We start from the raw sequence: 21,424 nt of genomic DNA, 5'->3' as shown, positions 1-21,424 counted from the left end.
GCCTATAGCGGGGGGAGGGCGGGCAGGGTGCCGGACGTCACCGTCAGCCCCGAGCCGTCACGGCGCCCGGCGAGCCAGCCGAGCAGTTCGGCGGCCGGCCCCCCGGCCTCGACCGGGTCGCCGGCTGCCCCGCCCCCGGTGGTCCAGGTCCGGCCGTCGGTGGTGGTCAGGCGGGTCGTGGGCACATCCTGGTGGCCGTCGAACCGTGCTGCCAGGAAGCCGATCTCCCGCTCGGTGAACTCCGCCGGGAGGTCCTCCAGCTCGTAACCGATATCGAGGTCCACGTGGTGCAGTTCCACCTCGATCCAGCGCCGGAACGGTACCCGGGCCGCACGGTCCGTGACACCGCCGCGCAGCTCCACGGTGCGCGACCAGTCCGCCGGTGCCACGCCCACCTGCTGGACGCGGGCCGCCGTCTCCCGCAGGTCCGCGAGCTGGACGTCGAGGGGGCGCGGGGCGTCCCGCTCGATGTCGGCCTCCCGTGCGGCGCCGGAGACGTACATGGGACGCCCCTTTAGAACGTTCACCAAGGCGTCCGCGTTGCGCGCGAGGTGTGCCAGCACATGTCCGCGGGTCCAGCCCGGAAGCCGTGACGCCTTCGTCACAGCGGCGTTGTCCAGTGTGCCGACCGCGAGGAGCAGCCGCTCGGTCGCGTCGTGTACGGACGCCAGGTCATGAGCGTGATCAATCATGGAGCCGACCCTAGTCCCGCCACACCTTCGGGTGAAGGCGGCGATGGAGGACCGCGAATCGAATGCACGTGCTATAAGCTCGGACGCGGCGTCGGGCATGCTGGAGAGCCGGGGATTGTTGTCAACCCGTGAAACCGACCGGCGTTGTCAGTGGCTCGCCCTAGTGTGCGAAAGCACGGGGGTCCCGCCCCTGTCACTTCTCTCAAGAAAGGTGCGGACCGGCGTGGCCGACCGTCTCATCGTCCGTGGAGCGCGCGAGCACAACCTCAAGAACGTCTCGCTCGACCTCCCGCGCGACTCGCTCATCGTCTTCACGGGCCTGTCGGGGTCGGGCAAGTCCTCGCTGGCCTTCGACACGATCTTCGCCGAGGGACAGCGGCGCTACGTGGAGTCGCTCTCCTCGTACGCCCGGCAGTTCCTCGGTCAGATGGACAAGCCGGACGTCGACTTCATCGAGGGCCTGTCCCCGGCCGTCTCCATCGACCAGAAGTCGACCTCGCGCAACCCGCGCTCCACGGTCGGCACCATCACCGAGGTCTACGACTACCTGCGGCTGCTCTTCGCGCGCATCGGCAAGCCGCACTGTCCCCAGTGCTCCCGGCCCATCTCGCGCCAGTCGCCGCAGGCCATCGTCGACCGGGTGCTGGAGCTGCCGGAGGGCAGCCGCTTCCAGGTGCTGTCGCCGCTGGTGCGGGAGCGCAAGGGAGAGTTCGCCGACCTCTTCGCCGAGCTCCAGACCAAGGGCTACTCCCGCGCGCGGGTGGACGGCGAGACCGTCCAGCTGTCCGACCCGCCCACGCTGAAGAAGCAGGAGAAGCACACCATCGAGGTGGTCGTGGACCGCCTCACGGTGAAGGACACCGCCAAGCGCCGCCTCACCGACTCCGTCGAGACCGCGCTCGGCCTGTCCGGCGGCATGGTCGTGCTCGACTTCGTCGACCTCCCGGAGGACGACCCCGAGCGCGAGCGCATGTTCTCCGAGCACCTGTACTGCCCCTACGACGACCTGTCCTTCGAGGAACTGGAGCCCCGCTCCTTCTCCTTCAACTCGCCCTTCGGCGCCTGCCCCGAGTGCGGCGGCATCGGCACGCGCATGGAGGTCGACCCGGAGCTGATCGTTCCCGACCCGGACAAGAGTCTCGACGACGGCGCCATCCACCCCTGGTCGCACGGACACACCAAGGACTACTTCGCCCGGCTGATCGGCGCCCTCGCCGACGCGCTCGGCTTCCGCACCGACATCCCCTTCGCCGGTCTGCCGCAGCGCGCCAAGAAGGCCCTGCTGAACGGCCACAAGACCCAGGTCGAGGTCCGCTACCGCAACCGGTACGGGCGCGAGCGCCGGTACACGACGGCCTTCGAGGGGGCCCTTCCCTTCGTCAAGCGCCGGCACAGCGAGGCCGAGAGCGACGCCAGCCGCGAGCGCTTCGAGGGGTACATGCGCGAGGTCGCCTGCGCCTCCTGCGCGGGCACCCGTCTCAAGCCCATCGTTCTCGCCGTCACGGTGATGGGGAAGTCGATCGCCGACATCTCGGCCATGTCCATCAGCGAGTGCGCGGACTTCCTGGGCGAGCTCAAACTCTCCGCCCGCGACAAGAAGATCGCCGAGCGGGTGCTGAAGGAGGTCAACGAGCGGCTGCGGTTCCTGGTCGACGTGGGCCTCGACTACCTCTCGCTGAACCGCGCGGCGGGCACCCTCTCCGGCGGTGAGGCCCAGCGCATCCGCCTGGCCACCCAGATCGGCTCCGGCCTCGTGGGCGTCCTCTACGTCCTCGACGAGCCGTCCATCGGCCTGCACCAGCGCGACAACCACCGGCTGATCGAGACGCTGGTCAGGCTCCGCGACATGGGCAACACGCTCATCGTCGTCGAGCACGACGAGGACACCATCAAGGTCGCCGACTGGATCGTCGACATCGGTCCGGGCGCCGGTGAGCACGGCGGCAAGGTCGTACACAGCGGAGACCTGAAGGAACTGCTCGAGAACACCGAGTCGCAGACCGGGCAGTACCTGTCCGGCCGGAAGGCGATCCCGCTGCCGGACGTCCGCCGCCCGCTCGACCCGTCGCGCCGGCTCACGGTGCACGGAGCCCGCGAGAACAACCTGCGGGACATCGAGGTGTCCTTCCCCCTCGGCGTGTTCACGGCGGTCACCGGCGTCTCCGGCTCCGGCAAGTCCACACTGGTCAACGACATCCTGTACACCCACCTGGCCCGCGAGCTGAACGGCGCCCGCAACGTCCCCGGCCGGCACACGCGCGTGGACGGCGACGACCTCGTCGACAAGGTCGTGCACGTCGACCAGTCGCCCATCGGCCGTACCCCGCGCTCCAACCCGGCGACGTACACCGGCGTCTTCGACCACGTCCGCAAGCTGTTCGCCGAGACGACGGAGGCGAAGGTCCGCGGCTACATGCCCGGCCGGTTCTCCTTCAACGTCAAGGGGGGCCGCTGCGAGAACTGCTCGGGCGACGGCACCATCAAGATCGAGATGAACTTCCTCCCGGACGTCTACGTCCCGTGCGAGGTCTGCCACGGCGCCCGCTACAACCGGGAGACCCTGGAGGTCCACTACAAGGGCAAGTCCATCGCCGACATCCTGAACATGCCGATCGAGGAGGCCATGCACTTCTTCGAGGCCGTCCCGGCGATCTCCCGCCACATGAAGACACTCCACGACGTCGGTCTCGGGTACGTGCGGCTCGGCCAGGCGGCCACCACCCTGTCCGGCGGCGAGGCCCAGCGGGTGAAGCTCGCGAGCGAGCTGCAGCGGCGCTCCACCGGCCGCACGGTCTACGTCCTGGACGAGCCGACCACCGGACTGCACTTCGAGGACATCAGCAAGCTGCTGACCGTCCTGTCCGGCCTGGTCGACAAGGGCAACACGGTCATCGTCATCGAGCACAACCTCGATGTGATCAAGACCGCGGACTGGGTCGTCGACATGGGCCCCGAGGGCGGTTCCGGCGGCGGTCTGGTCGTCGCGGAGGGCACGCCCGAGCAGGTGGCCGCCGTCCCGGCCAGCCACACCGGCAAGTTCCTGCGCGACGTCCTCGGAGCGGACCGGATCAGCGACGCCGCCACGGTGACGGCCCCGCGCAAGGCGGTGGCGAAGAGGGCCACGGCCAAGAAGACGGTCGTCACCAAGACACCTGCCGGCAAGACGGCCGCCGCCAGGACCGCCGGGAAGGGGACGGTCCGGACGGCGAAGGCCTGACCTGACCGGCCCGGCCGGACGGACCTGGATCCGTCCGGCCGGGCGAGCGGCACGCTGCGAGGGCGTACGGCCTGTCCGGCCGATCACCCCCCGGGCGTGGGACGTGGGGCCTCAAGCATCCAGTTCGTGGGCATACGGAGGCTCCGCGCCCGCGCGCGAGCAGGTGATCGCCGCCGCGCGCGCCGCGAAACCGAGCAGCTCCCGCCAGCCGTCCGCGCCCAGCTTGGCCGCCCCCCGCTCGCTGAGCGCGTCCCGGGCCGCCAGACCGTGCAGCAGCGCCGCGTTGACGGTGTCACCCGCGCCGATCGTGTCCACCACCTCGACCCGCTCACCCGGCACGGTGTACTCGCCGCCCTCCCGCGTGAACACGGTCAGCCCGTCACCGCCCCGGGTGACCACGACCGCCGCCGGACCGGCCGCCAGCCACCGCGCGGGGGTGCCGCCGAGCCACCGGGCGTCCTCCTCGGACAGTTTCAGCAGCGACACCGACGGCAGCCAGCTCAGGAACCGGCTCCGGTAGGCGTCGGGGTCCGGGATCAGCCCCGGCCGGATGTTGGGATCCAGTGCCGTGAACACACCCCGCGCGTGGGCGGTGCGCATCAGCTCCTCGTACGCGGTCGCCCCAGGCTCCAGCACGAGGGAGCAGGTGCCGAACGACACCGCGCGGGTGCCGGCCGGCAACGCGTCCGGAGCCGCGAAGAGCCGGTCCGCCGTCCCCTCCACGTAGAAGGAGTAGACCGCCGAGCCGTCCGTCGCGACCGTGGCGACGGCGAGCGTCGTGGGCTCGTCACCGCGCTGCACCGAGGACACCGCCACGCCGGTCTCGCGCAGCCGGTCCAGCAGTGCCTCGCCGAAGGCGTCGCGGGACACCCGGGAGCAGAAGGTGACGGGGGAGCCGAGACGGCCCAGTGCCACCGCCGTGTTGTAGGGGCCGCCACCGAGCGCCGGCGTCAACGCCGCGAGCGCGCCCGTGCCCCGCGGTACCAGGTCGATCAGTGCCTCACCGGCTACGACGATCACGAGGGGTCCCTTTCTCGGGTTTCGTGGGGGCTGCCGGGTCCGGGCAGCCGCAGGACGTGCGGTGCACGAAGGCGCAGGAGAGCCGCTCGGTCCGCGCGGGCCGGTCCGGCGCGGCCAGGCGGTCCAGGAGCACCTGGACGGCACGGGCGCCGATGTCCCTGCCGGGCTGGGCGATCGCGGTGAGCCGGGGGGAGAACAGGTCAGCCCAGGCGAAGTCGTCGAAGCAGCACAGCGCGATGTCCCCGGGCACGGAGAGACCGCGGGCGCGCAGGGCGCGCAGCGCGCCGATCGTCATGGCGTTGTTCCCGGTGACCAGCGCGGTCGGGGGAGCGCCGAGGGAGAGCAGGTCACCGGTGGCGCGTTCGGCGCCGGCCGACTCGGAGTCGCCGTGCACCAGGAGCCGTTCGTCGAACGGCAGCCCCGCGCCCGCCAGGCCGTGCCGGTAGCCGGTGATCCGCTCGGCGGTGGTGCTGAACCCGGGACGCCCCGCGACCAGGGCGATCCGGCGGTGACCGAGCCCGGCGAGATGCGTGACCAGCAGGGCGGTCGGCTCGGTGTTCTCGGCGCAGACCTGGTCGAAGCGCGGGCCGCCCTTCCCGGTGTCCCCGACCACCCGGTCCAGGAACACGGCCGGCACCTGATGGCGGCCGAGGTACGCGAGCAGCCCGCGCGGCTGCGCGGACGGTGCGACGACCACGCCCTCCACCCGGCGCTCGTGCAGCAGCTGCACCACCTTGCGCTCGTGCTCGGGGTCGTCGTGCGGATCGGCGATGAGCAGGCTGTAGCCGTACTCCAGTGCGGCCGCCTCGACGCCCTGGAGGATCTCGGTGAAGTACGGGTTGCTGATCGCCGACACCGCGAGCCCGATCGAACGGGTGCGGGAGGTCACCAGTGAGCGGGCCAGCGTGTTCGGGGTGTAGCCGAGTTCCTCGACGGCGTCCAGGACCGCCTGGCGGGTGTGCGGGAGCACCGGACGTGTGCCGTTCAGGACGTGCGAGACGGTCGCGACCGAGACCCCGGCGCACCGCGCCACGTCCGTCATGGTCGCCATCGCCCACTCCCTTCGCGCACCCGGCCGACGCGGGTGCCCCGTCGCGGCTCCGTGAGGGGGAAACTATCCCATCCGACGGCAGACGTAAACGCTTGCGCAAGCGTTTACGTCGCTCGGGCACGGCCGGTCCCGGCCGGGTCTCGCCCCACCGTCCTCACCCGCTCCCCACCCGGCAGGCGGAAGGGGCGCCCCCGGTGTGGCCGCCCCGTACCGCCGCCCGACCAGTGGAGATCGGATGTCCGGCCGACCCGCCGCGAGCCGTCGTACCGTCCTCAGAGGTATGGCCCCCACCCCTGTCGCCGGGCTCGGCCTCACCGCCTGCCGGGGAGGCGAGGAGAGGCCCCCGCAGCCGACCGGGCCCGTCGAACTCGGCGCGGAGAGCGAGGTCGCCCCAGGGAGCGGCAAGCTGTTCCGGGACCACGACATCGTGGTCAGCCGGGACGAGGACGGCTCCCTCACCGCGTACAGCACCCTCTGCACGCACGCGAGCTGCCCCGTCAACCAGCTGAAGGGAACGAAGCTGATCTGCCCCTGTCACGGCAGCGAGTTCGACGCCACCACCGGCAAGGTGCTGCGCGAGCCGGCGGTGGCATCGCTGACACGGCTCTCCGTCGAGGTCCGCAACGGCACGATCGTCGCGAAGCCGCAGGCCTGGGCCACCGGGCCCAGCCGCTGAGCCGCGCCGCGGGGCCCGGCCCGGAAGCGGGGTTCAGTCCCAGTCCCAGCCGATCCCCACGTACCCCGTTCGCACGCGCGGTTCGACCAGGTGCACCGAGCGGTGCCGGGCGCTGACCGCCAGCTCCTGACGGCCGCCGCGCGGCGCCGCCGCGGAGTGCTGGGTGAACCGGTGGCAGCGCGCCGGGAGGACCCCGGAGTCGAAGCACACCTGGAGCGCGTACTGGCCGCCGGGGGAGTCCGTCCCGTGCACGTACTCGTGCGAGACACCGGCCGTGCCGTCCTCCACGGCGTACCGGAAGAGGAACGTGTCACCGGCCCGCAGCCGTGTGTCGAAGAGCAGCTCGGCCGCGAGCAGGCCGGTGTCCTGCTGCCGGCGGACGCGGCCGGTACGGCAGTTCTCCAGGGCGTGCACGGCCATCCGGGCCGGTGCGGCACCGGGGTCGCCGTGGTGGACGGCCACGAAGCGGTCGATGCCGTCCCGGTGGGCGCGCACGATGTGGTGGGACTCACGCTCCGCCAGCTCCCGGTGCTCCCCGATCCGGACCCGCTCATGGTGTCCCAGGGCCTGCAGCCCGCTGTCCCGGGTGGCGTCGAGCTCGGCCAGCAGCCTCGCCAGGACGCCCGAGGCCTCGACCAGCGAGCGGTAGGAACGGCCCGCGGGGCGGTCGTCCGGGGTCTGCTCGTCGGACTCGGCGAGCAGGCGGATCAGCGACTCCTCCGGCAGCTCCAGGATCTCCTCCAGTGCCCGTACGGCCCGCAGCGACTCGGCGCGCTGCGGGCGGCGGGCGCCCTGTTGCCAGTAACTGAGGCTGGTGACACCCACCTTCACGCCGTGGCGCGACAGATGGTGCTGCACCCGTTGCAGCGGCAGGCCGCGAGCGGCTATCGCGGCCCGCAGGGCGACATGGAAGGGGCCGCCGCGCAGGGCCGAGTCCAGCTCCGGAGCGGTGGTGTCCGTGTGCGGTGTGGCGTGCGGCATGCAGGGGCCTTTCTCTGAATGTCCACAACGGCTGGTCAGGCCGTTCGCTCGGCGCACCCCGGGTCCCTCCCCCGTCGGCGCGCAGGGGTCCTCACATCCGTACGCCGCCGTTCGGGGTCCCCGAGTTTCCCCGCATTGAAGCGTGCCGACCCATTCCCGACAACACCTGATGCCCAACACGCGGGCGCCGCGCGGTGCCCACGTGGGGCGCCCACGCGTCAGGGGCCGTGGCGGCCCGAAGGCCACCACGGCCCCTGAGAGGGCGAAGAGTCCGCCGCCGACGGGGCGTGGGCGTTGCCATGTCGTTTCACCGGCGTCCGCGACCATGCGGACGAGGGTGTCGACGAGCTCGTCGGCGGTGGTGCGCAGTCCGTCCGTGCCGAGGTGGCCACCGAGCTCCATGTCCGCGATGCCGTGGGCGCCGGTGAGCAGCAGGGCGCCGTAGCGCCGTGTGTCCCGCTCCCCCACGAGGGCGGTGACGACGGCCAGGAACTCCTCCTGGAAGCGTCCGGCCGCGCACCCGCCGCACAGCCGGACGGGATGCCGCCCTGATCACGCGCCTGGGCCCGGTCCCGTCCGAGCGCATACCCGATCGCGTCCTCGCCGCCAACCCGCGCCGCCACTGCCCGAAGGGAGCCGTCGGCCGACGAGGGCCCCGCGAACAGCCCCGCCCCCTGTGGTGCGGCCACCGGTGAGGAGCTGAGGAGGGCCACCGGGACCGGCAGCCCCGCCCCGACCTCACCTTGCAACGGACATCAGCCCACGAACCGCCCTCTGGTGCCCTGCCGGGAAGGGCCCCGTGACTTCCCTACGACCTGCCTGCCGTGTCCCGGCCGCCCTTGGGGCGCGGACCCAGGCGCTTGGCGCGCACGATGTCGGGGTCGCGTGGGTCGAGGGAGTCGAAGAGGGGGGCCGTCTCGTCCGCGTACCGGCGGGCGCGGGAGGCCGGCCGTCGTGTTTTCTCGATCCGTGTCTGTCGCATTGTCCGACCAGCCCTCCGACTCGTGACCGCGTCCGCATCCTGCTGGCATCCCGCCCGAGGGGCCGGACCCCCCACCTTCCCGTTTCCCACCGGTCATAACCCTTCCGCAGCGGTGCCCGGCCCGCAGCCGCACGGCCCCGCCGCCGTGTCGGTCCCCGCCAGTAGGGTGTGAGACATGGCCGACCCCTCCAGCTACCGCCCCAAACCGGGCGAGATCCCCGACTCGCCGGGGGTCTACCGTTTCCGCGACGAGCACCGCCGGGTGATCTACGTCGGAAAGGCGAAGAGCCTGCGCCAGCGCCTGGCGAGTTACTTCCAGGACCTCGCCGGGCTCCACCCCCGTACCCGCACCATGGTCACCACGGCCGCCTCCGTGGAGTGGACGGTGGTGTCCACGGAGGTCGAGGCGCTCCAGCTGGAGTACTCCTGGATCAAGGAGTACGACCCCCGGTTCAACGTCAAGTACCGCGACGACAAGAGCTACCCCTACCTCGCGGTGACGATGAACGAGGAGTTCCCGCGCGTGCAGGTGATGCGCGGTCACAAGAAGAAGGGCGTCCGGTACTTCGGCCCGTACGGGCACGCGTGGGCGATCCGCGACACCGTGGACCTGCTGCTCCGGGTGTTCCCGGTGCGTACCTGCTCGGCCGGTGTCTTCAAGAACGCCGCCCGTACCGGCCGCCCCTGCCTGCTCGGCTACATCGACAAGTGCTCCGCGCCCTGCGTGGACCGCGTCTCCGCCGAGGACCACCGTGAACTCGCCGAGGAGTTCTGCGACTTCATGGCCGGCCGCACCGGCACCTATGTGCGCCGCCTGGAACAGCGGATGACCGAGGCGGCCGAGGAGATGGAGTACGAGCGGGCCGCCCGCCTGCGCGACGACATCGGGGCCCTGAAGAAGGCCATGGAGAAGAGCGCGGTGGTGCTCGCCGACGCCACCGACGCCGACCTGGTCGCGGTCGCCGAGGACGAGCTGGAGGCGGCCGTCCAGATCTTCCACGTACGCGGCGGACGCGTACGCGGCCAGCGCGGCTGGGTCACCGACAAGGTGGAGGAGATCACCACCGGTGCCCTGGTGGAGCACGCCCTGCAGCAGCTGTACGGCGAGGAGACCGGCGACGCCGTCCCGAGGGAGGTCCTGGTCCCCGCGCTGCCCGACCCGGTGGAGCCCGTCCAGCAGTGGCTCACCGGGCGGCGGGGCTCGGGCGTCTCGCTGCGGGTCCCGCAGCGCGGGGACAAGCGGGCCCTGATGGAGACCGTGGAGCGCAACGCCCAGCATGCCCTCGTCCTGCACAAGACCAAGCGCGCCTCCGACCTGACCACGCGCTCGCGCGCGCTGGAGGAGATCGCCGACGCCCTGGGCCTGGACAGCGCCCCGCTGCGGATCGAGTGCTACGACATCTCGCACCTCCAGGGCGACGACGTCGTGGCCTCCATGGTCGTCTTCGAGGACGGGCTGGCCCGCAAGAGCGAGTACCGCCGCTTCCAGATCAAGAGCTTCGCCGGCCAGGACGACGTCCGGTCCATGCACGAGGTGATCAGCCGCCGCTTCCGGCGCTATCTCGCCGACAAGGAGCGGACCGGCGAGTGGAGCGACGGCGCGGAGCCCTACGGCGGGCAGCCCGTGGAGGAGACCGTCGGAAGCGCCGGGGCCGCCGGTGGTTGCGCCGTACCGTCCGCGAACACGCTCACCGAGGACGACGGCCGCCCCAAGCGCTTCGCGTACCCGCCCCAGCTGATCGTCGTCGACGGCGGCGCCCCCCAGGTCGCGGCGGCCCGCCGGGCCCTGGACGAGCTCGGCATCGACGACATCGCGGTGTGCGGCCTCGCCAAGCGGCTGGAGGAGGTGTGGCTGCCGGACGACGACGACCCCGTGGTGCTGCCCCGCACCAGCGAGGGCCTCTACCTGCTCCAGCGCGTCCGGGACGAGGCCCACCGTTTCGCCATCGGCTATCAGCGCGTCAAGCGGGCCAAACGCTTCCGGTCCGGTCCGCTGGACGATGTGCCCGGCCTCGGAGAGAGCCGCAAGCAGGCGCTGATCAAGCACTTCGGCTCGGTGAAGAGGCTGCGCGCGGCGACCGTCGAACAGATCTGCGACGTGCCCGGCGTGGGCCGCAAGACGGCCGAGGCGATCACCGCCGCCCTCGCCGGGGCGGTCCCCGCCGGTCCCGCCGTGAACACGGCGACGGGCGAGATCATGGACGACATGGTTGACATGGATGGCATGGACGACGTGGAAGAACCCGGGAAGTCCGGGGGTTCTCCCGGGGAGCCCGTGCCCACGGGCGCCCCGGACGACCGACGGGGACTGGAGACATGACCGAGCACGAGACACACAAGGACACCGGTCGGGACACGGACCGGGACGCGGGTGCGGGCCGGGACACCGGCCGGGGCCGCAGCGAGGACACAGGCCCCGGGACACGGCAGGACGACGGCGACGGAACAGGTGACGGAGCACAGGTGAGTACGGGCAAGGAAACGGCCGGGGCCCCCGAAGTGGCGATCCCCGAGCTGGTGATCATCTCCGGCATGTCCGGGGCCGGCCGGTCCACGGCCGCGAAGTGTCTGGAGGACCTGGGCTGGTTCGTCGTCGACAACCTCCCGCCCGCGCTGATCCCCACCATGGTGGAACTCGGCGCCCGCTCCCAGGGCAACGTGGCCCGGATCGCGGTCGTCGTCGACGTCCGCGGCCGGCGCTTCTTCGACAACCTCCGCGAATCCCTCGCCGACCTCGCCAGCCGGGGCGTCACCCGGCGGACCGTCTTCCTGGAGTCCTCCGAGGAAGCCCTGGTGCGCCGCTTCGAGTCGGTACGCCGCCCGCACCCCCTCCAGGGCGACGGCCGCATCGTCGACGGCATCACCGCCGAGCGCGAACTGCTGCGCGAACTGCGCGGCGACGCCGACCTGGTGATCGACACCTCCAGCCTCAACGTGCACGAGCTGCGCGCCAAGATGGACGCCCAGTTCGCCGGCGACGAGGAGCCCGAGCTGCGGGCCACCGTGATGTCCTTCGGCTTCAAGTACGGCCTCCCGGTCGACGCCGACCTGGTCGTGGACATGCGGTTCCTGCCCAACCCGCACTGGGTCCCGGAACTGCGTGCCTTCACCGGCCGCAACGAGGAGGTGGCGGCGTACGTCCTCAACCAGCCCGGCGCCAAGGAGTTCCTCGACCGGTACGCCGAGCTGCTGCGGCTGATCGCCGCGGGCTACCGCCGTGAGGGCAAGCGTTATGTGACCGTCGCCGTCGGCTGCACCGGCGGCAAGCACCGCTCGGTCGCCATGTCGGAGAAGCTCGCCGCCCGACTCGCCGCGGAGGGCGTGGAGACGGTGGTCGTCCACCGGGACATGGGACGGGAATGACCGCACGTACTCCGCGGCTGCACCGGTTGCGCCGGGTGATGCCCGAAGGGCGCGCCACCGGACGGCAGACCGGGGCCCGCGGCGCCAGGCCGCGACGCCGCGGCGCCCAGCCCAAGGTGGTCGCCCTCGGCGGCGGCATGGGACTGTCCGCCTCGCTCGCCGCGCTGCGCCGGATCACCGGCGACCTCACCGCGGTCGTCACCGTGGCCGACGACGGCGGCTCCAGCGGGCGGCTGCGCGACGAACTGGGTGTGCTGCCGCCCGGCGACCTGCGTAAGGCGCTGGCCGCGCTGTGCGGCGACGACGACTGGGGCCAGACCTGGGCCCGGGTCATCCAGCACCGCTTCCAGTCCAAGGGCGAGCTGCACGAGCACGCGGTCGGCAATCTGCTGATCGTCGCCCTGTGGGAGCAGCTCGGCGACCACGTCCAGGCCCTGGACCTGGTGGGCCGGCTGCTCGGCGCGCACGGGCGGGTGCTGCCCATGTCGGCCGTACCACTGGAGCTCCAGGCGCTGGTGAAGGGCCACGACCCCAAGCACCCCGAGGCCGTGGACACCGTCCGCGGCCAGGCGACCGTCGCCCTCACCCCCGGCGAGGTGCAGTCCGTGCACCTCGTGCCGAACGACCCGCCCGCCGTCCCCGAGGCGGTCGAGGCGGTCCTCGACGCCGACTGGGTGGTGCTCGGCCCCGGTTCCTGGTTCTCGTCGGTCATCCCGCACCTCCTGGTGCCGGAACTGCTGGACGCGCTCGTCCGGACCAAGGCGCGCCGGGTGCTCTCCCTGAACCTCGCTCCGCAGCCCGGAGAAACCGAGGGCTTCTCCCCGCAGCGTCATGTGGAGGTTTTGGGACGACACGCCCCTAAACTCGCCCTGGACGTGGTGCTGGCCGACGAGGCCGCCGTGCCCGACCGCGACTTGCTGACCGACGCCGCCGAGCGGCTCGGCGCCGCGGTCGAGCTGGCGCCGGTGGCCCGGCCCGACGGAAGCCCCCGGCACGACCCGGAGCTGTTGGCCGCCGCGTACGACCGTATTTTTCGGATGCATGGAAGGATCGGCCCATGGCGATGACGGCAGCGGTGAAGGACGAGGTCTCCCGGCTCCCCGTCACGCGGACCTGCTGCAGAAAGGCGGAGGTCTCCGCCGTTCTGCGGTTCGCCGGCGGCCTTCACCTGGTGAGCGGACGCATCGTGATCGAGGCGGAGCTGGACACGGCGATGGCCGCCCGCCGCCTCAAGCGGGACATCATGGAGATCTTCGGACACAGCTCCGAACTGATCGTGATGGCGCCGGGCGGGCTGCGCCGCGGCTCGCGCTACGTCGTCCGGGTGGTCGCGGGCGGCGATCAGCTGGCCCGCCAGACCGGCCTGGTGGACGGCCGGGGCCGTCCGATCCGCGGGCTGCCCCCGCAGGTGGTCTCGGGGGCCACCTGCGACGCCGAGGCGGCCTGGCGCGGGGCGTTCCTGTCGCACGGCTCCCTCACCGAGCCGGGCCGTTCCTCCTCACTGGAGGTGACCTGCCCCGGACCGGAGGCCGCGCTGGCCCTGGTCGGTGCCGCCCGACGCCTGTCCATCGCCGCCAAGGCCCGCGAGGTGCGCGGCGTGGACCGGGTCGTCGTCCGTGACGGCGACGCCATCGGCGCGCTGCTCACCCGGCTGGGCGCGCACGACTCGGTGCTGGCCTGGGAGGAGCGCCGGATGCGCCGCGAGGTGCGCGCCACGGCGAACCGGCTGGCCAACTTCGACGACGCCAACCTGCGCCGCTCGGCCCGCGCGGCCGTCGCCGCCGGCGCCCGGGTGCAGCGTGCCCTGGAGATCCTCGCCGACGACGTCCCCGAGCACCTCGCCGCGGCCGGGCGGCTGCGCATGGAGCACAAGCAGGCCTCGCTGGAGGAACTGGGCGCGCTCGCCGACCCGCCGCTGACCAAGGACGCCGTGGCCGGCCGGATCCGCCGGCTGCTCGCGATGGCCGACAAGCGCGCCACCGACCTCGGCATCCCGGGCACGGAGGCCAACATCGGCGAGGAACTCGCCGACAACCTCGTCGGCTAGGGCCTGTCCGACGGTTCGACCCGGCAGTGGAACACGGGGCGCAGGGCCTTTGGTCCGAGCCGATCCGCCCTTCCTGACGGAGCCGCACAAGGTCCCCCGGCCTGGGCGGTCCGCACCCTACTGGCGGGTAAGGCCCGGCCTGCCGGGTATGGCCCGACTCGATGTCACGGGCGTGGTCCCGGAGAGGTAGGGTCGGGGGTGGTCGGGGACATCCCATACAGCTCGCCGGCGACTTGTGCCGGCGCACCAACGAGGAGATCGGTTCGTGACGATCCGCGTAGGCATCAACGGGTTTGGCCGCATCGGCCGGAACTACTTCCGCGCATTGCTCGAGCAGGGCGCAGACATCGAGATCGTGGCAGTCAATGACCTGGGTGACACCGCGACCACTGCCCACCTGCTGAAGTACGACACCATTCTGGGCCGCCTCAAGCAGGAGGTCTCCCACACCGCCGACACGATCACGGTCGGCGACAAGACGGTCAAGGTGCTCTCCGAGCGCAACCCCGCCGACATCCCGTGGGGCGAGCTGGGCGTCGACATCGTCATCGAGTCGACCGGCATCTTCACCAAGAAGGCCGACGCCGGGAAGCACATCACCGGTGGCGCCAAGAAGGTCATCATCTCGGCTCCGGCCAAGGATGAGGACGTCACCATCGTCATGGGCGTCAACCAGGACAAGTACGACCCGGCGAGCCACCACGTCATCTCCAACGCCTCCTGCACCACCAACTGCGTGGCGCCGATGGCGAAGGTGCTCGACGAGAACTTCGGCATCGTCAAGGGCCTGATGACGACGGTGCACGCGTACACGAACGACCAGCGCATCCTGGACTTCCCGCACACGGACCTGCGCCGTGCCCGTGCCGCCGCCGAGAACATCATCCCGACGACGACCGGTGCCGCGAAGGCCACCGCCCTGGTGCTGCCGCAGCTCGAGGGCAAGCTGGACGGCATCGCGATGCGCGTCCCGGTCCCGACCGGCTCGGTCACCGACCTGGTCGTCGAGCTCGGCCGCGAGGTCACCAAGGAAGAGGTCAACGCCGCCTTCCAGAAGGCCGCCGAGGGCGAGCTCAAGGGTCTCCTCGAGTACACGGAGGACCCGATCGTCTCCTCCGACATCGTCAACGCCCCGGCGTCCTGCACGTTCGACTCGTCCCTGACCATGGTCCAGGACGGCAAGAGCGTGAAGATCATCGGCTGGTACGACAACGAGTGGGGCTACTCCAACCGCCTCGTCGACCTCACGGTCTTCGTCGGCAACCAGCTCTGATCGTGGAGCAGACCGCCTGATATGAGTGCAGGGCTCGGCCGGCGCGCCAACGCGCTGTCCGAGCCCTGACGCACGTATCGGAGCGGTCGACCGCTTCCGATCACGAGTGATCACGAGCGAACACAAGCTCTTCTCCAGGAGTCCCTTCATGAAGACGATCGACGAACTCCTCTCCGAAGGGGTCGCGGGCAAGCGGGTCTTCGTCCGCGCCGACCTCAACGTGCCGCTGGACGGCACCACCATCACCGACGACGGCCGCATCCGCGCGGTGCTGCCCACCGTCAAGGCGCTCGCCGAGGCGGGCGGCCGTGTCGTCGTCGCCTCGCACCTGGGCCGCCCCAAGGGCGCCCCGGACCCCGCCTTCTCGCTCGCCCCGGCCGCCGCCCGTCTGGGCGAACTCCTCGGCTCCGACGTGGCGTTCGCGACGGACACCGTCGGTGAGTCCGCCACCGCCACCGTCGCCGGCCTCGCCGACGGACAGGTCGCGGTCCTCGAGAACCTGCGCTTCAACGCCGGCGAGACCGCCAAGGACGACGCCGAGCGCGGCGCCTTCGCCGACCGTCTGGCCGGCCTGGCCGACCTTTACGTGGGCGACGGCTTCGGCGCGGTGCACCGCAGGCACGCGTCCGTGTACGACCTCCCGGCCCGCCTGCCGCACGCCGCGGGCTACCTCATCGCCACCGAGGTCGGTGTCCTGAAGAAGCTCACGGCCGACGTCCGGCGGCCCTACGTCGTCGCCCTCGGCGGCGCCAAGGTCTCCGACAAGCTCGCCGTCATCGACGAACTGCTCGGCAAGGCCGACCGCATCCTCATCGGCGGCGGCATGGCGTACACCTTCCTCAAGGCCAAGGGGTACGAGATCGGCACGTCGCTGGTCCAGGAGGACCAGCTGTCCGCCGTCACCGAGTACCTGGAGCGCGCCGAGAAGAACGGTGTCGAACTGCTGCTGCCGGTCGACACCCTGGTCGCCGAGGCGTTCCCGGACCTGAAGACCAAGGCGCCGGCCCACCCCGACGCCGTCGCCGCGGACGCCATGCCGGCCGGCCGGATGGGCCTGGACATCGGCCCCGAGACCTGCATGCTCTACGCCTCGAAGCTCGCCGACGCGGCCACCGTCTTCTGGAACGGCCCCATGGGCGTCTTCGAGCACCCCGACTACGCCGAGGGCACCAAAGCGGTCGCCCAGGCCCTCCTCGGCTCCCCGGGCTACACCGTGGTCGGCGGCGGCGACTCCGCCGCGGCCGTCCGCATCCTGGGCTTCGACGAAAAGGCATTCGGCCACATCTCGACCGGAGGCGGCGCCTCCCTCGAATACCTCGAGGGCAAGACGCTCCCCGGCCTCGCCGCACTGGAGGACTGACCCTCAATGACCGCTGCTGAAAAAGGCCGCACCCCGCTGATGGCGGGCAACTGGAAGATGAACCTCAACCACCTCGAGGCCATCGCCCACGTCCAGAAGCTCGCCTTCGCGCTCGCCGACACGGACTACGAGGCCGTGGAGGCCGCCGTCCTGCCGCCCTTCACCGACCTGCGCTCCGTGCAGACCCTCGTCGACGGCGACAAGCTGAAGATCAGGTACGGCGCCCAGGACATCTCGGCGCACGACGCAGGGGCCTACACCGGCGAGATCTCCGGCCCGATGCTGGCCAAGCTGAAGTGCGCGTACGTGACGGTCGGGCACTCCGAGCGCCGGCAGTACCACGGTGAGACCGACGAACTCGTGAACGCCAAGGTCAAGGCCGCGTACAAGCACGGCATCACGCCGATCCTGTGCGTCGGCGAGGAGCTGTCCGTGCGCGAGGCCGGCAACCACGTCGCCCACACCCTCGCCCAGGTCGAGGGCGGTCTGAAGGACCTGACCGCCGAGCAGGCCGAGTCCGTCGTGATCGCCTACGAGCCCGTGTGGGCCATCGGCACCGGCAAGGTCTGCGGCGCCGGGGACGCCCAGGAGGTCTGCGGCGCCATCCGCGGCAAGCTCGCCGAGCTGTACTCGCAGGAGGTCGCCGACCGGGTCCGCATCCAGTACGGCGGCTCGGTCAAGTCGGGCAACGTCGCCGAGATCATGGCCCAGACCGACATCGACGGCGCCCTGGTCGGCGGTGCCTCGCTGGACGCGGACGAGTTCGTCAAGATCATCCGCTTTCGCGACCAGTGAGTAGGCTCTAGCCGCGATCCGTCGTACCCTTGCGGGGTCCAGTCCTGTGCTGGACCCCGCGTCGTCCGTCCGAATCCGAGGAAGTTGGTCCAGCCGTGGTTTTGGGGTTCTCGATCGCCCTGATCGTCTTCAGCCTGCTGCTGATGCTGCTGGTGCTGATGCACAAGGGAAAGGGCGGCGGCCTCTCCGACATGTTCGGTGGCGGCATGCAGTCCTCCGTCGGCGGCTCCTCGGTCGCCGAGCGCAACCTCGACCGGATCACCGTCGTGGTCGGTCTGCTCTGGGCCGTGTGCATCATCGCGCTCGGCGTCATGATGAAGACGAGCTGACCCGGGCGAAAGCCCCTGGCGGACAGTCCGTCCGCATCGGGTACGCATTCCCCACGTAAGGCCCCATGTCCGGTACGCGCGGCACAGCGCGGCCTATCATGGGGCTTGCGTCTGGATAGGGGAGCGGTAACTCCAATCACTGGACGCGCGTTGGGCCTTACGTAGACTGAGGCGCTCGCGGCGAAGCGGAACGCCGACTCGCTTCGCCGCACCATCACGCAGGGAGTTACAACCGTGGCAAGTGGCAACGCGATCCGGGGAAGCCGGGTCGGGGCGGGGCCGATGGGCGAGGCCGAGCGCGGTGAGTCAGCGCCGCGGCTGCGCATCTCCTTCTGGTGCTCCAACGGGCACGAGACCCAGCCGAGCTTCGCGAGCGACGCGCAGGTCCCCGACACGTGGGACTGCCCCCGCTGCGGCTTTCCGGCGGGCCAGGACCGGGAGAACCCCCCGGACCCGCCGCGTACCGAGCCCTACAAGACGCACCTCGCCTATGTGCGGGAACGGCGCAGCGACGCGGACGGCGAGGCGATCCTCGCCGAGGCGCTCGCCAAACTGCGGGGCGAGATCTAGCAGTTCGGTTCGACACCAGTGCCGAGGTCTACCCGTGCCGCGGTCTACCCGTGCCGTGGTCTACCCGTGCCGTGCTCGTGCCCGGCTGTTCACCGTCGGCTCCTGGTCGCGGCCTGCTCCTTCTTCCTGCCCGCGGCCCCGCCCGACGTCCTGCCCCTCGCCGTGCCGATACCCGGGGGCCGGACAGCCGTACCTGTTGTTGTGCCCCACGACGGCGTCACGACAGGTGATGTCCACCTCTGATCAATTAGGTTGGAAACCGGCAGCGGGGCGGATACGCAGCACAGGCAGCAAGGAAGAAGGCTGAAGTCCGAGATGAACGCAGACGGCCGTACCAGGCTCGACCAGACTCCCGAGTGGACCGCACTGGCCAAGCACCGCGAGGAGCTCGGGGACCTGCGGTTGCGCGAGGTGTTCGCCGCCCACCCGGACCGGGGCACCGCGTACACCCTCCGAGTCGGTGACCTGTACATCGACTACTCCAAGCACCTCGTCACCGACGACACCCTGCGTTTGCTGCGCGAACTGGCCGCGGCCACCGACGTGTTCGGGCTGCGCGACGCCATGTTCCGCGGTGAGCGCATCAACACCACCGAGGACCGGGCGGTCCTGCACACCGCCCTCAGGGCGCCGCGCGACGCGGTGGTCGAGGTCGACGGGGAGAACGTCGTCCCGGGCGTGCACGCCGTTCTCGACAAGATGGCGGACTTCGCCGACCGGGTGCGTTCCGGCGAGTGGACCGGCCACACCGGCAAGCGCATCCGCACCGTGGTCAACATCGGCATCGGCGGCTCCGACCTGGGTCCCGCGATGGCGTACGAGGCGCTGCGCGCCTTCACCGACCGCGACCTCACGGTCCGCTTCGTGTCCAACGTGGACGGCTCCGACCTGCACGAGGCCACCCGCGACCTGGACCCGGCCGAGACGCTGTTCGTCATCGCGTCCAAGACCTTCACCACCATCGAGACGGTCACCAACGCCACCTCCGCGCGGACCTGGCTGCTCAGCGCACTCGGCGACGAGGGCGCCGTCGCCAGGCACTTCGTCGCCCTGTCGACGAACGCGGAGAAGGTCGCCGACTTCGGCATCGACACGGCGAACATGTTCGAGTTCTGGGACTGGGTCGGCGGACGCTACTCGTACGCCTCGGCGATCGGCCTGTCGCTGATGATCGCCATCGGTCCGGGCCGCTTCCGGGAGATGCTCGACGGGTTCCGCCTCGTCGACGACCACTTCCGCACGGCCCCCGCCGAGTCCAACGTGCCGCTGCTGCTGGGGCTGCTGGGCGTCTGGTACGGCAACTTCCTGGGCGCCCAGTCGCACGCGGTGCTGCCGTACTCGCACTACCTGTCGAAGTTCACCGCCTATCTCCAGCAACTCGACATGGAGTCCAACGGCAAGTACGTCGGCCGGGACGGGCGTGAGGTCCAGTGGCAGACCGGACCCGTCGTCTGGGGCACGCCGGGCACCAACGGGCAGCACGCCTATTACCAGCTGATCCACCAGGGGACGAAGCTGATCCCGGCGGACTTCATCGGCTTCGCCGAGCCGGTCGCCGAGCTGAGCGACGAACTCAAGGCGCAGCACGACCTGTTGATGGCCAACTTCTTCGCCCAGACGCAGGCCCTGGCCTTCGGCAAGACGCCGGACGAGGTGCGCGGCGAAGGCGTGCCCGAGGAACTGGTGCCGCACAGGACGTTCAAGGGCGACCACCCCACGACCACGATCCTCGCGCGCGAGCTGACGCCGTCCGTCCTCGGCCAGCTCGTCGCCCTCTACGAGCACAAGGTGTTCGTGCAGGGCGCGGTCTGGAACATCGACTCCTTCGACCAGTGGGGCGTGGAGCTCGGCAAGGTGCTCGCCAAGCGCGTCGAGCCCGCGCTCACCGAGGGCGCCGACGTACCCGGCCTGGACGCTTCCAGCCGGGCCCTGGTCGCCACCTACCGAAAGCTGCGCGGCCGGAACTGAGAACGGAGCGGGAAGCGGACGGCGCACTGTCGTCCGCTTCCCGTGGAATCCCCCGTCGATCATGACGACCACCATCACGGCGGACGCTCGGGGGCGTTCAAGTTGGGACGCGTACACGGGAGTCGGGCGGGAGGACCGCTCAGGGTCCCGACGTTCCCGAAGCCCCGTCAGCCGGCGCGGGCGCTGTTCCACCCCGCGTGGACACCCGACTCGCTCGATCCGTCCATCGAACGGCTCAAGCGCATACGGATCATCGCCGGACCGGCCGCCGCCCTCGGCGTGTACACCTTCCTCGCCGGCGGGTCCGACTTCACCGAGCTGCTGACGAACACCCTGGCCGCGGCCCTGGTGCTCCTCTTCCTCACCCCGCTGAGGGTCGGCGCGATGTTCCTGGTGTGCCGGCGCGCCGGCACCGTACGGCAGCTGCGGGTGCCGCTGTTCGACGCGCTCAAGCTGCTGCCCCTCGTCCGCGCCCTCGCCGCCCCGGTGCTGCCGGGGTGGGCGATGCCCGGGCTCGGGAGGGAGGACCTGGGGCTGTTCCTGGTCCTCTGCCCGGTGATGCTGTGGCTCTTCGTCTTCGTCTTCGCCGCGGCGCCGCGGATCTCCGGGAACTTCTTCGGCACGGGCGCCGTGCACCGCTCACTGCCGGCCCTGCTCGCCGTCGTCACCTGCTGGCTGATGTCCCTGCCGGGCCTGATCACCGGTGATCTGCACGGGCTCGGTCTCGCCCTGGGCATCGTCTTCATCCTGGCCGCCCCGCCGACGGTCACCGGGATCGCCCTGCTGGAACTGCGGCGGCTCAAGCGGCGCCACGGCGTCCGGCCGGCGGACCACCCGGCGACCCGGGGCCCGTTCCCCGGACTCGTCCCGCAGACCCCGCCTCCGGCTCCGGAACCGGCATCGCATCCGGCCTCCGCTTCCGTCCACGCCCCGGCGCACGGTCCGGGGCAGCCGCACGTTGCGGTGCAGGGCAACCCCTACGCCTACCCGCGGTCCCCGTACGTCCCGGGCACGCCCGGCCATCCGTACGCACCGGCCGCCCCGCAGAACCCGTACGCGCGCTGACCCGCCGGAGAACCCCTTCCGCGCCCCCACAGGCC

General features: G+C 71.2%; 19 protein-coding genes. 14 read left to right on the top strand and 5 right to left on the bottom strand.

Annotation, left to right across the window (positions count from 1 at the left end; translation table 11 throughout):
• Positions 1 to 2 precede the first annotated feature (2 nt).
• Positions 3 to 692 (bottom strand): maleylpyruvate isomerase family mycothiol-dependent enzyme, encoded by a 690-nt coding sequence (locus ACWZEH_RS07390; protein WP_456196715.1) that lies wholly within the window; start codon positions 690 to 692, stop codon positions 3 to 5.
• 223 nt (positions 693 to 915) lie between these two features.
• Here ACWZEH_RS07390 and uvrA point away from each other — a divergent pair, with 223 nt between their 5' ends.
• A complete protein-coding gene (gene uvrA / locus ACWZEH_RS07385; protein ID WP_456196714.1) occupies positions 916 to 3,909 on the top strand; it encodes an excinuclease ABC subunit UvrA in 2,994 nt (997 codons plus the stop codon).
• Between the two features lie 111 nt (positions 3,910 to 4,020).
• Here uvrA and ACWZEH_RS07380 read toward each other — a convergent pair whose 3' ends face one another.
• Together ACWZEH_RS07380 and ACWZEH_RS07375 are read right to left on the bottom strand one after the other, a co-directional pair.
• Entirely contained in the window at positions 4,021 to 4,929 is a 909-nt protein-coding gene (locus ACWZEH_RS07380; RefSeq protein WP_456196712.1) for a carbohydrate kinase family protein, read from the bottom strand.
• On the bottom strand, positions 4,910 to 5,980 hold the full coding sequence (locus ACWZEH_RS07375) for a LacI family DNA-binding transcriptional regulator (protein ID WP_456196710.1): 1,071 nt from the start codon (positions 5,978 to 5,980) through the stop codon (positions 4,910 to 4,912). The genes ACWZEH_RS07380 and ACWZEH_RS07375 overlap by 20 nt, the downstream gene beginning before the upstream one ends.
• 235 nt (positions 5,981 to 6,215) lie before the next feature.
• Between ACWZEH_RS07375 and ACWZEH_RS07370 the strand changes: the two genes are divergently transcribed.
• Positions 6,216 to 6,656 (top strand): Rieske (2Fe-2S) protein, encoded by a 441-nt coding sequence (locus tag ACWZEH_RS07370; protein WP_456196708.1) that lies wholly within the window; start codon positions 6,216 to 6,218, stop codon positions 6,654 to 6,656.
• Positions 6,657 to 6,689: 33 nt separating this feature from the next.
• Here the strand turns inward: ACWZEH_RS07370 and ACWZEH_RS07365 are convergent, their stop codons facing one another.
• Entirely contained in the window at positions 6,690 to 7,637 is a 948-nt protein-coding gene (locus ACWZEH_RS07365) for a hypothetical protein (protein WP_456196706.1), read from the bottom strand.
• A gap of 294 nt (positions 7,638 to 7,931) precedes the next feature.
• Between ACWZEH_RS07365 and ACWZEH_RS07360 the strand changes: the two genes are divergently transcribed.
• Complete coding sequence (locus ACWZEH_RS07360; protein ID WP_456196704.1) at positions 7,932 to 8,189, top strand: hypothetical protein; 258 nt, start codon at positions 7,932 to 7,934, stop codon at positions 8,187 to 8,189.
• A 256-nt stretch (positions 8,190 to 8,445) separates the two neighbouring features.
• Here ACWZEH_RS07360 and ACWZEH_RS07355 read toward each other — a convergent pair whose 3' ends face one another.
• Entirely contained in the window at positions 8,446 to 8,619 is a 174-nt protein-coding gene (locus tag ACWZEH_RS07355) for a hypothetical protein (protein WP_456196702.1), read from the bottom strand.
• Between the two features lie 175 nt (positions 8,620 to 8,794).
• Between ACWZEH_RS07355 and uvrC the strand changes: the two genes are divergently transcribed.
• The 11 genes from uvrC to ACWZEH_RS07300 all read left to right on the top strand — a co-directional run bounded on the left by uvrC (position 8,795) and on the right by ACWZEH_RS07300 (position 21,389).
• Complete coding sequence (gene uvrC / locus ACWZEH_RS07350) at positions 8,795 to 10,939, top strand: excinuclease ABC subunit UvrC (RefSeq protein ID WP_456196700.1); 2,145 nt, start codon at positions 8,795 to 8,797, stop codon at positions 10,937 to 10,939.
• Positions 10,936 to 11,982: an RNase adapter RapZ gene (gene rapZ / locus ACWZEH_RS07345; protein WP_456196698.1), complete on the top strand. Its 1,047-nt coding sequence runs from the start codon at positions 10,936 to 10,938 to the stop codon at positions 11,980 to 11,982. The genes uvrC and rapZ overlap by 4 nt, the downstream gene beginning before the upstream one ends.
• Complete coding sequence (locus ACWZEH_RS07340; RefSeq protein ID WP_456196697.1) at positions 11,979 to 13,049, top strand: gluconeogenesis factor YvcK family protein; 1,071 nt, start codon at positions 11,979 to 11,981, stop codon at positions 13,047 to 13,049. Before rapZ ends, ACWZEH_RS07340 begins: the two co-directional genes overlap by 4 nt.
• Positions 13,040 to 14,029 (top strand): DNA-binding protein WhiA, encoded by a 990-nt coding sequence (gene whiA / locus ACWZEH_RS07335; RefSeq protein ID WP_456196695.1) that lies wholly within the window; start codon positions 13,040 to 13,042, stop codon positions 14,027 to 14,029. The genes ACWZEH_RS07340 and whiA overlap by 10 nt, the downstream gene beginning before the upstream one ends.
• A 265-nt stretch (positions 14,030 to 14,294) precedes the next feature.
• A complete protein-coding gene (gene gap, locus ACWZEH_RS07330; protein ID WP_456196693.1) occupies positions 14,295 to 15,302 on the top strand; it encodes a type I glyceraldehyde-3-phosphate dehydrogenase in 1,008 nt (335 codons plus the stop codon).
• A 148-nt stretch (positions 15,303 to 15,450) separates the two neighbouring features.
• Positions 15,451 to 16,662 (top strand): phosphoglycerate kinase, encoded by a 1,212-nt coding sequence (locus ACWZEH_RS07325; protein ID WP_456196691.1) that lies wholly within the window; start codon positions 15,451 to 15,453, stop codon positions 16,660 to 16,662.
• Positions 16,663 to 16,668: 6 nt separating this feature from the next.
• On the top strand, positions 16,669 to 17,457 hold the full coding sequence (tpiA, locus tag ACWZEH_RS07320; RefSeq protein WP_456196689.1) for a triose-phosphate isomerase: 789 nt from the start codon (positions 16,669 to 16,671) through the stop codon (positions 17,455 to 17,457).
• A 95-nt stretch (positions 17,458 to 17,552) separates the two neighbouring features.
• Positions 17,553 to 17,786, top strand: coding sequence for a preprotein translocase subunit SecG (gene secG / locus ACWZEH_RS07315; protein ID WP_266072250.1), 234 nt, complete (start codon positions 17,553 to 17,555; stop codon positions 17,784 to 17,786).
• A gap of 234 nt (positions 17,787 to 18,020) precedes the next feature.
• A complete protein-coding gene (locus tag ACWZEH_RS07310) occupies positions 18,021 to 18,356 on the top strand; it encodes an RNA polymerase-binding protein RbpA (protein WP_078649359.1) in 336 nt (111 codons plus the stop codon).
• Between the two features lie 315 nt (positions 18,357 to 18,671).
• Positions 18,672 to 20,324 (top strand): glucose-6-phosphate isomerase, encoded by a 1,653-nt coding sequence (gene pgi / locus ACWZEH_RS07305; protein WP_456196687.1) that lies wholly within the window; start codon positions 18,672 to 18,674, stop codon positions 20,322 to 20,324.
• 102 nt (positions 20,325 to 20,426) lie between these two features.
• Positions 20,427 to 21,389, top strand: coding sequence for a hypothetical protein (locus tag ACWZEH_RS07300; RefSeq protein WP_456196686.1), 963 nt, complete (start codon positions 20,427 to 20,429; stop codon positions 21,387 to 21,389).
• The last annotated feature ends 35 nt before the right edge of the window (positions 21,390 to 21,424 follow it).

The sequence above is a fragment of the Streptomyces yamdrokensis genome, assembly GCF_053890455.1.
Note: the sequence above shows the minus strand (reverse complement) of the source record. Positions and strands in the feature narration are given on the sequence as shown.